This is a genomic window from Pseudomonas sp. HP_12 (assembly GCF_055283955.1).
This window is the reverse complement of the sequence record NZ_JBTOQG010000009.1, coordinates 129,222-143,054: the sequence shown is the minus strand read 5'-3', so window position 1 is coordinate 143,054 and position 13,833 is coordinate 129,222. Positions and strand designations below refer to the sequence as shown.

Annotated in this window: 11 protein-coding genes and 1 rRNA gene; 1 reads left to right on the top strand and 11 read right to left on the bottom strand. The window is 58.8% G+C overall.

Annotation, left to right across the window (positions count from 1 at the left end; genetic code table 11):
* Nucleotides 1-172: 172 nt before the first annotated feature.
* Nucleotides 173-288 (top strand): 5S ribosomal RNA (gene rrf, locus ACYASU_RS08930).
* Nucleotides 289-371: 83 nt separating this feature from the next.
* Here rrf and ACYASU_RS08925 read toward each other — a convergent pair.
* From ACYASU_RS08925 to ACYASU_RS08875, 11 genes are all read right to left on the bottom strand, one after another.
* Nucleotides 372-875: an SRPBCC family protein gene (locus tag ACYASU_RS08925; protein WP_463582565.1), complete on the bottom strand. Its 504-nt coding sequence runs from the start codon at nt 873-875 to the stop codon at nt 372-374.
* 41 nt (nt 876-916) lie between these two features.
* Complete coding sequence (locus tag ACYASU_RS08920; protein ID WP_463582564.1) at nt 917-4,369, bottom strand: non-ribosomal peptide synthetase; 3,453 nt, start codon at nt 4,367-4,369, stop codon at nt 917-919.
* A complete protein-coding gene (locus ACYASU_RS08915; protein WP_463582563.1) occupies nt 4,366-5,310 on the bottom strand; it encodes a diiron oxygenase in 945 nt (314 codons plus the stop codon). Before ACYASU_RS08915 ends, ACYASU_RS08920 begins: the two co-directional genes overlap by 4 nt.
* A gap of 49 nt (nt 5,311-5,359) precedes the next feature.
* Complete coding sequence (locus ACYASU_RS08910; protein WP_463582562.1) at nt 5,360-6,139, bottom strand: DUF3050 domain-containing protein; 780 nt, start codon at nt 6,137-6,139, stop codon at nt 5,360-5,362.
* Between the two features lie 742 nt (nt 6,140-6,881).
* On the bottom strand, nt 6,882-7,637 hold the full coding sequence (locus tag ACYASU_RS08905; protein WP_346627305.1) for a thioesterase II family protein: 756 nt from the start codon (nt 7,635-7,637) through the stop codon (nt 6,882-6,884).
* Nucleotides 7,638-7,789: 152 nt separating this feature from the next.
* A complete protein-coding gene (locus ACYASU_RS08900) occupies nt 7,790-8,533 on the bottom strand; it encodes a GntR family transcriptional regulator (protein WP_282372123.1) in 744 nt (247 codons plus the stop codon).
* 227 nt (nt 8,534-8,760) lie between these two features.
* Nucleotides 8,761-9,765, bottom strand: a complete 1,005-nt coding sequence (locus ACYASU_RS08895; protein ID WP_463582561.1) for an aldo/keto reductase — start codon at nt 9,763-9,765, stop codon at nt 8,761-8,763.
* Between the two features lie 172 nt (nt 9,766-9,937).
* A complete protein-coding gene (locus ACYASU_RS08890) occupies nt 9,938-11,122 on the bottom strand; it encodes an MFS transporter (RefSeq protein ID WP_463582560.1) in 1,185 nt (394 codons plus the stop codon).
* Between the two features lie 99 nt (nt 11,123-11,221).
* Nucleotides 11,222-12,043, bottom strand: coding sequence for an ABC transporter substrate-binding protein (locus ACYASU_RS08885; protein WP_463582559.1), 822 nt, complete (start codon nt 12,041-12,043; stop codon nt 11,222-11,224).
* A 22-nt stretch (nt 12,044-12,065) separates the two neighbouring features.
* Nucleotides 12,066-12,830: an amino acid ABC transporter ATP-binding protein gene (locus ACYASU_RS08880; protein WP_192173068.1), complete on the bottom strand. Its 765-nt coding sequence runs from the start codon at nt 12,828-12,830 to the stop codon at nt 12,066-12,068.
* 21 nt (nt 12,831-12,851) lie between these two features.
* Nucleotides 12,852-13,730, bottom strand: a complete 879-nt coding sequence (locus ACYASU_RS08875) for an amino acid ABC transporter permease (protein WP_463582558.1) — start codon at nt 13,728-13,730, stop codon at nt 12,852-12,854.
* Between the last annotated feature and the right edge of the window lie 103 nt (nt 13,731-13,833).

Below are 13,833 nucleotides of genomic sequence, written 5' to 3'. Positions count from 1 at the left end.
GTGAAACGATGCATCGCCGATGGTAGTGTGGGGTTTCCCCATGTGAGAGTAGGTCATCGTCAAGATTAAATTCCGAAACCCCATTTGCGAAAGCAGATGGGGTTTTGTTTTAAGTGAAGGTCATACATTTTCGCTGGGACGTTACGTCAGTAACGGATCGGCCACAGAATTTCTTGACGACCATAGAGTGCTGGAACCACCTGATCCCATCCCGAACTCAGCAGTGAAACGGTGCATCGCCGATGGTAGTGTGGGGTTTCCCCATGTGAGAGTAGGTCATCGTCAAGATTGAATTCCGAAACCCCAGTCTGCTTACGCAGACTGGGGTTTTGTCGTTTAAACCGCCGGCACTGAAACGCAGCAGGCCTAGGCTATGAGCGCATCACAGCTCCGGGCACGTTCTTCATCGCACCATCAGCAAAGTCCTGTAAAAACTTTCTGAATCCCTCAGCGCTTATCGGGTTGGCATCTGTAGGCTCGGCAACGATGGTCCAAGTAGCGACACAGCTTGCACGGCCTTCGGGGGCGACCGTCATCGCGGCCCAGAGCCTGCTGACACCTAGATTGTTGTAGATGGTCGTCCATGTCATAAACATCTCGTCGTCGTCACGAGAGTTGAGTTGCTCGACAACCCGCAGACCACCCTCCTTGAATTTCTTGTAACGTATCGACCCCGGACCTTCGCCAACCACTTCGATGCTTTCCAGTTCCGGTATGAAATGGGTGAAACCACCGAAATCGCCTACGATCTTCCAGACCTCACGCGCAGGTGCGTTGATCGAGATTGCAGAAACCACAGGTTCTCCTCCAGGATTGGTAATCAGCGTATCGGGCGAAAGGGAGCCAAGGGTGTTGAGCGGCTGAATAGCGTTCATGTTGTTCTCCATAACTTAAGGGGGAGTGGCGTTGGGGTGTATCAGATGAAGGCAATCTCTTTCAGGTACTCGCAGCCCTTGCGCAGCAGTGCCGGGGTTTTCGAGGGGTAGCTTTCGCCCATCCGTTGAACACCCGCATGGGCGTTCTGGTAGGCGATCATTGATATGTCTCCGATGTCTTCCTCAAACCCATCGAGGTAAAAGCCGAGCACGCCGAATAAAGCGTTGTCGCTGTCCACGCGGTTCAATTGGGTTTGCCACTCACTGACGCTGACCATCTCGAAATCACTGCCCGCTTCACGGAACGCGCTGACGTAATTGCTCCAGCTCAACGGCTCCGGGTTGTGGAGGTTGAAGACTGCGTGTGCCGGCTGGTAACGACTGGCGTGAAAGCCAATGAATCGGGCGAGGAAGTCGACAGGCATCAAGTCGAAGGTCATGGAGAAATCCGGGACCTGGCCCAGCTGCATCGACCCCTTGAGCATCAGCATCAGGCGATTCTTGTGCGGCTGGCAGACACCGGTCGTGCTGTTGAAGGCGATATTGCCGGGCCGGTAGATGTTCACCCACGCGCCTCGCTCACGGGCTTGCTGCAGGATCCGCTCGGCGACCCACTTGGAGAGGTTGTAGCCGTTCTTGATGTAGATTGGCGGAGTCTCGGCAGCAGGCGCTTCGAGGACGCGACCGTCAGTCCCGACGGCGCTTGAAGCAGAGAGCGTAGATACGAAGTTGAGCACCTTCTTGCTTCGCCCTTCACACAGCTTCAGGCATTCGAAAATCGGCTCGACGTTATCCTTGGCCAGCGTCTCGTAATCCTGAACGTGGTTGACGTTAGCAGCGTTGTGCACCAGCGCGCCAAACTCGCGATCAAGCCGTTCATATACCTCGTTGCTCAACCCGAGCTGCGGCCGCGTGACGTCGGCGGCATAAACCCGTACTCGCGCCAGATCCAGATGCTCGAGACGGTTTTCGCGCAGTGCCTGGATAAAGCGGTCTTGGGCCGTCATCCCTGCGCTTTCGCGTACCAGGCAGGCAACCTCGGTTGCGCCCCACGCCAACAGCGCTTCGACGATGTGAACACCGAGAAAACCATTGGCGCCGGTGACGATGACTTTGTGTACGTCGCCCATGCGCTCCACAGGCAGTACCGGCAGCTCGAAGGGCGCCGAAGCATCCCGGAAGGCTTGCGGGCTGACGGTCCATGAGGTGGTGCCGTCGCTGTCGAGCAGTGACGCCAGATTGGTCAGCGTTGGCGCCTCGATGAAGCGGTTGATCGGAATGCTGCGGCCGAACCGTTCGCGAATCCTCAGCAGCATCTGCGACAGCAGGATCGAATGACCACCCAGATTGAAGAAGCTCTCGTCAGTTGATATTTCGTCAGGCGGAAGCTCAAGCAGATCGGCCCACAACGTAAGAAGAAGCCTCTCGTTTTCGGTGTCGGGCAAACGGCGTGGGGCTTGCTCCAGCAGGTTCACTGGCAGCTGCAACAGCGCCTTGCGATCGACCTTGCCGTTGCTGGCAAACGGCATGCTCGCCAACTCCGTGAAGGCGGTCGGCCGCATATAGTCGGGCAACAACCCTGCGACATGGTCCTTGAGCAAATGCCGGGCGGCGTCCGGCTCCACGCCGTGTGGTTGCGCGAGAAAAGCCAGGATGCGTCGCTGGTCGTCAATCACCACCGCGACTTGTCGGTACAGCTGGCTGTCGCGCAGGCAGTGCTCGATCTCCTCGGGCTCTACCCTGAATCCGCGGATCTTTACCTGGTTGTCACGTCGCCCGGACAACTCGATGCCCGCGCTCGTCCATTTGCCGATGTCCCCGGTGCGATAGGCGCGTACGCTTTGGCCATCACCCAGCGCGACATTCACGTAGCGCTCATCGGTAAGTCCAGGATTGTTGATGTAACCCAGGCACACGCCTGGACCCACGATGTAGAGCTCGCCGGGTGTCTGATCCGCGACGGGCTGCATATCCTCGTCGAGAATCAGAACTTGGCTGTTGGCGATCGGGCGACCCAGGTTGCGGTTGCTGCCGCCGGGTTGGAACCGGCCAGCGGTGATCAGCACCGTGGCCTCGGTCGGGCCGTACAGGTTGTGGAAGTGACATTGCGCTGCCAGGCGCTCAATCACGTAGGGCTCGCAGACATCACCGCCGGTGCACAAGTGCTTGAGCGTCAGCGGTCGGTCAATCGGCAGGATGCTCAACAATGCTGGAGGCAGAAACGCGTGGCTGAGATTCTGATCCAACAGCTCGAACAGTTGCAGCGGATCACGACGCTGATCGTCGTTTGCCACGATCAGTTCAGCGCCGCTGAGCAGGCTGGGGAATATGTCGATGACCGACGAATCAAAACTCAGCGTCGAGAACTGCAGCACCCGGCTGTGTTCGGACAGCTCGACATAGTGGGCGTACCAGGCCGTGAAGTGGCTCAGGTTGCGCTGGCTGAGCATCACGCCTTTTGGGTGTCCGGTCGTGCCCGAGGTGTAGAGCGCCATGCACGGCGCGTCGGTCTCCGGGCGATAGCGCATCAGCGATTGCGCCGTCGGCACGATCTCGATGTGGCTGATATCCAGCCCCGGCACAGCAACCCCCGCCAGCGGGTGAGTCCCATCGTGCAACAGTAAACAGGCATGCGCGTTTTCGAGTATGTACTGTTGACGCTGGAGAGGCTGGCTGGGATCCAGCGGCAGATACACCGCTCCGTTGCCCAGAATGGCAAGTATCCCGGCGAACAGCGCCGCCGATTTCGGCATACAAACACCAATCACCACCGGTTCAACTGAAGCGCGCGGCAGCATGGCCTGAATCTGCGCCTGGATCGCGACGCCGTGTGCGCGGAGTTGGTCGTAGCTGATGCGCTCGCCGTCGATACTCAGCGCAGTGCGCCCGGCGAATTCGCCAAAGCTCCGATCCAGGCGTGCGACCAGCGTCTCCTCGGCAACACGCAGCAACTCTGGCGCTGCAGTGAAGTTGAAGCAGTGCTCGAAGGCCAGTCGGTCCAGTCGTAACAGGCTTTCCTGGCGCTCCCCGTGCGGCGGATCGATGCGTTCGGCACGCGCGAAGTACTCCGTATCACGCGAGAACCGGCTGATCAGCAGCGCTACGTTGTCCACCAGCGTTGCGACCGCAGCGTCGCGCAACCCGCGGCCGTTTCCGGAAAGCGTGGCAGCCACGGCATGGCGTGCGATCAAGCGCTGCGCCGTAGCTGTGCCGAGCCAGCACACTATTTCCAGTTCAGGCAGTGCCCGCTCGCTCCCCGGTGTCAGCCCGACCCGGAGACCAAGATGCACGGCTGCCTTGAACGCGGCCCATTCTGCATGGGGCAGTTCCAGCGTGCCGTCCTCAATGATGATCGACGCGTCCTTCAGCGCTGTCAGCTCCAGCGCGGCCTCATCGCGCAGGAGGTGAATCGAATGCCCGTGTGCGTCCAGTTCTGCACTTAGCTCACTCATCGCCCGGCTGTGACCGATGAGCACAATCTCCAAGCGCTTCATTGCAAGCCTCCGGCCGGCAGATAGTCGGCAAGGGCGTGCTGGACGCAGAGGGAGTCGAGCATCGAGCTGGAGGTGAAGAAACGCATGATGTTGCCCACCAGCGGATGGTGGCGATTGATCGGGAAGCACATCGCCCGTGTTTCATGCCTCAGCGCCTGCTTGATCGGCTCGGTGACCGGCAGGCTGTCGATCAGAACGAAGTCAAAAGACTTCTGGATGTCATTGGTCAAATACTGAGCAATGAACACGGGGAGGATCTGCGCGATCACTGCCTTGTCCTGTTGGGGCGCTGCGTGCCAGTAGATCCTGACCAGCCGCGACCAGAAGCCGGAGTGCCGTCCTTCATCAAGAAGGTGGTCGGCCATGAGGCCTTTGACGGACTGCTTCACCGTGTCGTCCTTGGCGAACGCGGCTACGTCGTTCGTCACGGTGTTCTCGGCAATCGCTACGCAGATAAGCTCGACCGCGCTGCGCAAGTGGTCTGGCGCCAATGCCAGTGCAGCGGGGATGGCTCTGCTGAGTTCGATTTCCTCCGGCAAAGGGATCGGCTGGATGCCGGTCAATGCGATGGTTTGCTGCATGAAGTCCATTGCCACCAGCGCGTGGTAATCCTCGTCGACGACCACGGTCATGGCGTCGTAGCGGCAAGCAAAGGGAAAGCGAATGGCGAAGTTGTCTTTGGCGATGCTTCGCGCGGTCTTGTCGACGATCTCGGTCTCGAAAATCACGACGTCGTTGATGAACTTGTACAGGCTCTGTACCAGCGCCAGATCGCGCAGATGAGCGCATTCGCGAGTGAACGTCTCGCTTAGCACCAGTGGCTGGCGGCTGAGCGGGTAGATCAGTTTTTCATCGTTTTCGACGATGCGGCGCGGGCGTGTCCGAATCGTCGCACGGCCTTCCCAGGCATCAACGAATGACAAGTAGTCTTCGGCTTTCATGATGGCGTCCTTGTGTGGGTATCAAGTCGGTGGCGGATGAGGGAAGGGCTCATGCGCTGACTTCCCGCGCCGTTTCACGCAGGGTCAGTTGCACGGCGTCCCACAGTGCGATGCGGCTGTCGACTGCGGCGACGGCGGCGGCATAGACCTCGTGCTGGTGCTGTTCATTGCCCGCGACTAGCCTGGTCAGCAACGATTCCGCAGCCGGGCCGTGGTCTTCGGAGTCCACCTCGATGTGGCGTTCCAGGTAGTAGCGAAAGGTCGGTGCCTTGTCGGCAGTGATGCCCCAGTCGTCAAGAATCCGCTGGAACATCTGTGGGATAACGCTTTCGCGACCGTGCAGGAACGCGGCAGCCACGCAATGCGCCGGCGCATTCAGCGCGATGTCGAGGGTGTCCCGGACGAAGTGTGTGGCCGCTCGGCCTGCGCCGACGCTATCGAGCGCGGTTTTGTAGTGAATGCCTTCGCGCAACAGTTCGACGAAATGCTCAATGCGCGCGGTGCTTGCGCCGATCTCGCGCATGGCATCCAGGTAGAGCTCGAAGTGACTGTAATGATCGTGGCGTCCCGGGCGATCATCCGACTCCTCACCCAACACGATTTCGTTGATGAGCCGTGCTGCCTTCGGGTCTCGCGGCGGCAACCAGGGGAGTCGGGTGCAGGTCAGTTCCTGCTGCAGCCGTTTGGTCAGTGACATAAAGTCCCAGACCGCGAACACATGCACCTCCATGAACCGCTGCAGAGCGTGCAGTGAATCAATTTCGGAAAAAACAGGGTGCGCGCTGAGCACTGATTTCTTTGCGATAAGTTGCTGTTTTAACAGATCCATTTTTACGTCCTTGATGAGATTGAGTGCGTCACAAACTCTTTTAATTGCCGCAATTAGCGGTCGTCCTAAGTGCCCGTGTAAGAGCGGCTGAAATGAACTTCCGTAACTATCGGGCAATAAGAGGCTGCGAACGTTACTTCGTTAATGGTCAACAATCGTGCAGTATTTACTAAGGCATGCTCACGTGGTCTATGTCCTCGCTGACCAGCGTTTGTGGGCGAATGGCCCATAAGCGTTGGCGGCCAGAAAACGTTAGAACAGTTTCAAATGGTTTCGCAAATACTTTTTAATATAATTAGCGGCCTATATAAATCGTGCCCGAGCGTAGGCGATAAAACTTCTTAATTAAGTTTTATTAGGGCGAACGCAACCCTTCCGGCTCATTAAGGCCAGAATTGAAATTAATGAACGAATACCTCGTTCAGCGTTGCGCTTTATCGGGCTAATACAGTTTTTTGAGATTTTTTGGTTTGGGCGACATTCGGGGTTTCACTTCAATGTCTCCGCCCAGGGCAATGCTCCTTTTGCCGCTCCATGAGAACTGCTTTCCCTGAACCGGCTGCAGACCGATTCGTCGTTCGAGTGTGCCTGAACACGGCGGTGCACCGCGTCAACGACGGCCAAGTTTCACGATAGGTGCATTAGCGACGGCCGAGTGTGGGACGGCCGGCTTTTAGTCGTAGGAGAGATCAGAAGGAGGGCGTGAGGAGTCGATGCAGAAGGAGAGGGCGGCGATGTTTCTTCAGCCGCCCAGCAAGCCGAGGTGCGTATTGATGATGTGCAGCAGGCGGTCGCGTTGCGAGCTGAGAAAGTCATGAGTGCCGCGGACTTCGATCAACTCGAACTCGCGACGCGTGAACTCCCGCCATTTCATCATGCTGGCGGCTGTAGCGACCGGATCATCGCTGCCGTACAGACCGGTCAACGGGATGTCCAGGCCCTCATCGGCGCAGTGCGACCAGATCTCCGACAGCTTTACGTCGCTGCGCACGACAGGCTCCAGCAGCTTGAGGCGTTTCTTATCCTGCGCGAACGTGTTCGGGAGCACGCCCAACTTGATAAGCGCTTGAATGAAGTCGTCTTGCGGCAGCGTGTGCAGATACGGCCAGGGTTGTCGGCTGTCAGGGCTGCGGCAGCCGGACACGAACAGATGGCGTGTCAGATTCGGGTAATGATTCTGCGCCAGCCTGGCCATTTCATAAGCGACCCGACCGCCGAAGCTATGGCCGTAAAACGCGTGGGGTTCGCTCAGATAGGGCTGCAAGGCGAAGAAGGTGTCTTGCAACAAGGGCGCCCACTGATCGTAGGGCGTTTCCTTGAGCCGACTGCCGTGACCGGGCAGGCGCAGCGTTACCAGCTCGATGTGATCGGCAAGTCCTTCGGACCAGTCACGAAAATGCTCAGGATCGCCTCCTACGTGAGGACAGCAAATCAGGCGTGTTCTGACGGGTTGTCCGGAATTGACGACCATCAGCCATTTGTTCTTTTCGGCTTGCACTCAGCTTCCCCGAGCCTTGATAAAGGCGTCATAACCGTGGAGCCGGGTCCTTCGGCGCATACGCCGTCATGAACGGCGTTCGTTGATCCCTTGTGCTTCTCGGCCGATTAGCCGGTAGCAAGCAAGGTCAAGATTGGATACAGCGGTGAATGTTACTGGGTGACGGCACGTTTTCGTGAGGCCGCTGCAGGTTTTGCCTCTTCCGCCTTACGGGCGCTCAAGTAGGCATTGATGGCCTCAACACCCCGATTCAAGTGATGAGTCAGCGCCTCGATCGTGGCGTCCACGTCACCGGCACCGGCCATTTCCAGCAATTCGTAGTGGTCGTGCTGGGACACCTTGCCCAGGTTCATTTGCTTGAGATTGAAGCGCAGGAAACGCTCTTCCTCGTTCAAGCCGTCCTCGACCAGTTTGAGCAGGCGGGTGTTGTGCGCCCTGGAATACAGCGCCATGTGGAACTGGCGGTTGAGCGTGCCCATGATGCTGTAGTCGGTTTCGACCTCAAGCTGTTCGATGTACCCACGCGCAGTGCTGATGTCTTCGGCGGTCAGGAGCGGGATCGACTGGCGCAAGGCCTCGGACTCCAACAGGATGCGCAACGCATAGGCATCCGTAGCATCCTCGTTGATCAACGGGGCAACGACCGCACCTTTGTGGGTCTCGACGCGCAGCAACGATTGAGCTTCCAGCTGACGCAGCGCCTCGCGGACGGGCATGCGGCTGACACCGAAAAGCGTCGCCAGCTCTTGCTGGCGCAGTGCGATGCCTGCCGGGAGGCGTCCTTCAAGAATGGCGCTGCGCAGTTTTTCTTCGATGATTGCACGCGCCAGATGCGCAGGCGGCTGCTCATCACCCAGGGTTTCCCGCAGAAATTGCTCTTTCTCAGTCCTGCGCATGCTTGATCTTCTTCGGCTGACCAGTTATTGGATCCAATGAAACACTAGAGACCGCCGCTGTCCTTGTCAAACTTTGATACAAGTTTAGCAGGCGGTCTCGGCGCGGCATTCTACAAGGGATTGAGCGTACAGGTATTGCCATCAATCGGGGATTGAGAACGGGATGCCCGGCCTCGATGACGCAAGTCCTTCGCGGCAACCGAGGCTGGCTTCACAGTCAATCTGTGTCAGATATAACGGCCCGTCACGAAATGCTGCACATCATTGAAACCCGGCGTGGACGCATGCCCGGGTGTCACGAGGGAGTCGATGAACGCTTCGTCCTCGGCAGTGATGTTCACGCTGAGCGCTTTGGTGTAACTGTCCCATTGGTCCTCGGTGCGTGGCCCGACAATGGCAGAGGTCACGGTCTGATTGTTCAGCACCCAGGCGATCGCGAACTCCACCAGACCCACGCCTTTTGCCTGGGTATACGCCTGCAGTTTCTGGGCGATGTGCAACGACTCGCTGCGCCATTCGGTTTCCAGAATGCGCTTGTCCTGACGGCCAGCGCGGGTGCTGCTGTCCGGCGTTACATCAGGGGCGTACTTGCCACTCAACACGCCGCGCGCCAGCGGGCTGTAGGGTACGACGCCCAAGCCGTAGAACTTCGCCGCAGTGATCTGTTCCAGCTCGGCCTGACGGTTGACGATGTTGTACAGCGGTTGGCTGATCACCGGTTTGTCGACGCCCAGGCGCTGAGCGACGTTGACCACCTCAGCGATGCGCCAGCCGCGGAAGTTCGACACGCCCCAGTAACGGATCTTGCCCTCGCGGATCAGATCGCCGATGGCAGACACGGTCACCTCGAGTGGCGTGTTGTGGTCTTCCTTGTGCAGGTAATGAATGTCGATGTAATCGGTGTCGAGACGGCGCAGGCTGGATTCAATTTCATTGAAGATGTGCTTGCGATTAAGTCCACTGGAGTTAGGGGAGGTATTGCCCGAACTGCTGCCGACTTTGGTGGCGAGTACCCACTCGCTGCGCCGTTTGGCGATGGCCTCGCCAACGATTTCCTCAGACCGGCCGGCGTTGTAGACGTTGGCCGTGTCGATGAAATTGACGCCTTCATCCCAGGCCTTGTCGATGATGCGCAGGGATTCTTCGGTGCCCGTCTGCACGCCGAACATCATGGAGCCCAGTGTCAGCGTTGAAACCTGGAGGCCGGATTGGCCAAGGGTGCGGTATTTCATTGCTCGATATCCTTTTCGTCGGGGAAGTGGAAATCAGGACAGTCTGGGACAGGCTTGCAAGGGGGCACGTAAAGGCCATTCAGACCGACAGCTCTAGGCCGGACATACTCACCTGTCAGGGCGGGGTTTGAAAAGTGACAAATTGACGGAACTGCGTGTGGCGAGCGCGGGCTCAGAGCGCGATGTCTGCGTGAGCGAGCTTCGCATGTCGCCCAGCCAGAAAGCACAACGTGCCGCCCATGGCGGTCAGGCACGCAAGGACGTAAAACATGGTCGGGGCCGGGCTATTGATCAATAAGTAGCCGCAGATCACTGGGCTCAACGCTCCGCCGAAGGCCGCCAGATTCTGCGCACCCAAGTAGCTGCCGCGAAGGTGATCGGGCGCAATGGTGTCGACGAACAGGTATTCCGCGGGATAAATGATCATCTCACCTAACGTGAAGACGAACATCGCAGCGCACCAGGCCAGGGTCGTTTCGGCAAAACTGAAGCCGATGAGTCCGATCGCGAACAAGGCTGTGCCGAGGCATATCCAGTACGGCAGTTGCTCGCGCTTCAAGAAACGGCCGATCTGGTACTGCATCAGGATGACTGTTACCGCGTTGCACGCCAGCACGGCTGACAGGATTTTCAACGCCTGTTCCGCCGTATGCGTGACCAGCAGAAACTGCGACAGGTACAACGTGTACCGGCCATGCACGATGGTGCTGAGCAAGCTGCCGCCCGTGAACAGAATCAGCGTGCGGTCGTTTTTCAGCGTGATCAGGGTGTCGAGAAAGCTGCGCGGTGGGTGTTCGGTATCAGCGACTGTGCGCGGGATGCCAAGCATCAGAAAAAGGCTGCAGAACGCGATGGCGCTGGCGATGAAAAACGGCGCCAGCGGCAGGTGCCCGGCAATGACCACGCCGAGCATCGGGCCTGTGGCGTAGCCGATGTTGGTGAGGGTGTAGCGCAGCGAGAACACCTTCGCCCGCTGCCCGATGGGCAGGTTTTCGCTGATGATTGCTTTGGAGCCGATGAGAAACAGCGCCGAGGCTGTCTCAGTGATCACCAGCGTGAGGGTCGTCAGGTAGACGTTGTGGGCGAAGGTCAGCAGCGCGAAGCCGACGGCACTGGACAGCATCGCCAGGATCAGCAATTTGCGCTTTTCCAGCCGGTCGATGATGTAACCACCGTACAGCCCCAGCAGCGTAGCGATGAACACCGCGATGCCCATCAGCAGCCCGACGTCTTGCTGGTTGAGTCCCAGTCTTGTGCTGAGGAACAGTGACAGCAACGGGCTGGTCATCGCCCGGCTCATGACGATGGTCAGCGAGCAGATCATCAACCGGCGGATGACGAGGGAGTAAGTGGCCACTGGTGTTTTTCCGTCCTTGTTCAAGCCTCGGTACAAATCCTTTGCGGGAGCACCGGTAAGGCGCTCCCACATGGGCGGCGTTCGCTGTCCGACCGTTTACTACTGACCTTGATTCATCCCGACCTTGGTCACCGCGCCCTGTTCCAGCTCCCACTTTTTGAGGATTTTGCCGTAGGTGCCGTCGTCGACCATGGCCTGCATCGCTTCGGCGATGGCCGCCGCCAGTTCAGGGTTGGACTTGCTGACGCCCAGGCCGGTGAACTGTTTCGAGATCGCCAGACCGAGCGGCTTGTACGTGTCCTTCTCTTGGGACATCAGGTACGGAATGGTTTCGCTGCCCTGCATCGCGGCGTCAAGCCGGCCCTGACGCAGTTGCGCGCGGGCATCGGCGGAACCTTCGGAGCCACTGACGATGATCGCCGGCTTGCCTTTCGCTTCGCAGTTTTCCTTGCTCCACGCTGCGATTTCCGCAGGCCAGCTGGTACGGCGGCTGGTGCCGACTTTCTTGCCGCACAAATCGGCCGGCTCGTTCAGATCAGCGTTTTTGGTCAGCGTGTACAGCTGCGGGCCGCTGGCGAAGTAGTCAATGAACGTTACCGACTTCTGCCGCTCGGCCGTGTCAGTCATGCCCGACAGAATGATATCGAAGCGCTTGGTCACCAGGCCGCTGACCATCTGCTCGAAGGCGGTTTCCTGCCATTTGATCTTGACGCCAAGGCGCTCGGCCAGGGCGTTGCCGAGATCCACATCCAGGCCGGTCAGCATATTGGTGCTGGTGTCTTTGAAATCCATCGGCGGGTAGTTCGGCACGATGGCGGCACTGATTTCGCCCTTGTCCTTGAGGCTGGCGGGCAGCGCGGCGAACACTGACGCGGACGCCATCAGGCCGGCGAGCAAACTGGGGATGAGGATCTTTTTCATGGTCGTTCTCGTTTGTTCTGGTTTAAGTGCGAACGGCAGAAATGAAGCTTTGGGTTCTTGGGTTTTGTGGGCTTATTAGTATGTCTTCCGGGGTGCCGGCCTCCACAATCTGGCCGCCGTCCATGAACACCATCCGGTTGGAAACTTCGCGGGCAAAGCCCAGTTCGTGTGTCACGACGATCATGGTCATGCCGCTGTGCGCCAGGTCCCGCATGACCGACAACACTTCGCCCACCAACTCAGGGTCTAGGGCGGAAGTGGGTTCGTCGAACAGCATCAGTTTGGGCCGCATCGCCAGTGCGCGAGCGATCGCGACCCGCTGTTGCTGACCGCCGGAAAGCTCGACGGGATAGGAATGACGCTTGTCCGCCAGCCCGACGCGTGCCAGCAACTCGGTGGCTTCCTCGGTGGCCTCTTTGGGCGAGCGCTTGAGCACCTGGATCGGGCCTTCGATCACGTTCTGCAAAGCGGTCATGTGCGGGAAGAGATTGAAGCGCTGAAACACCATGCCGGTGCTCAAGCGCTGACGGGCAATCTGAGCGTCCGTCAGCTCGTGCAATTTATTACCGACGATGCGATAGCCCACCAGTTCGCCGTCGACCCACAAACCGCCCTTGTCGATTTTTTCGAGCTGATTAACGCACCGCAGCAGGGTGCTCTTGCCCGAGCCCGAGGGCCCGATAATGCACAAAACTTCGCCTTGCTCGACTTCAATGCTGACGTCTTTGAGGGCGTGGAACTGGTCGTAGTATTTGTTCAGGCCGACGGCTTTGACGATGCTTCTCATGCTGATTCTCCTGGGCCTGATTTACGAACGCTTGCCGGCGCCGCGGGCAAAGCGCAGCTCCAGCCGGCTTTGGCCGAATGACAGGACAGTCACCACCGCCAGGTACCAGATCCCCGCGACGATCAGCAGCTCCATGACCCGGGCGTTGGCGTAGTAGATGTTCTGCGCGTTGTGCAGCAATTCGGAATACTGGATGACGCTGGCCAGGCTGGTCATCTTCACCATGCCGATGAATTCGTTGCCGACCGGCGGGATGATTACGCGCATGGCCTGGGGCAGAATCACCCGGCGCAGAGCCTGCAGGCGCGGCATGCCGATCGACTTTGCGGCTTCGTACTGACCGGTGTCCACGGAGAGCAAGCCTGCGCGCACGACCTCTGCGGTATACGCGCCCTGATTGATGCTCAGGCCCAGCAGTGCGGCAACGAAGGGTGTCATCAGGCTGACCGTGTCGATCTCGAACACGCCGGGAATGCCGATGACCGGGAAAATAAGCGCCAGGTTAAACCACAGCAGCAGCTGCAGAATCAACGGCGTGCCGCGAAACAGCCAGGTGTAGGTGATCGCGACGTAACGCAAAATCGGATTTGCCGACATGCGCATGATGGCCGTGACCACGCCGATCACCACCCCGAGCACCATCGCCAGAATCGACATGACGATCGTGTTCAGCAGTCCCCACAGAATGGCTTCGGAGGTCAGGAACTGGCCGATGTAACTCCACTCAATCTGCCCGTTGGCAAACGCGCGGGCCAGGCCGGCGAGGGCAATGATGATCAGGGCCGCGAAGAAAATGCGCCCGTAATAGCGGCGCGGGACGTGTTCGTACTGGGTGATGTCGAACGCGTTCTCGGTTTTCCTGCGCTCGGCTTGCAGCTGCTCCGCCTTATTCTGATTCATGTGTCTCTCCGAAGCTGTATGCAGACCGCGCCTGCCTGATCTGGGCAACCCTGCCCAGCCTCCTTGCCACGACGCAGTTCCGGCGTTGCAACATGGAATCGTC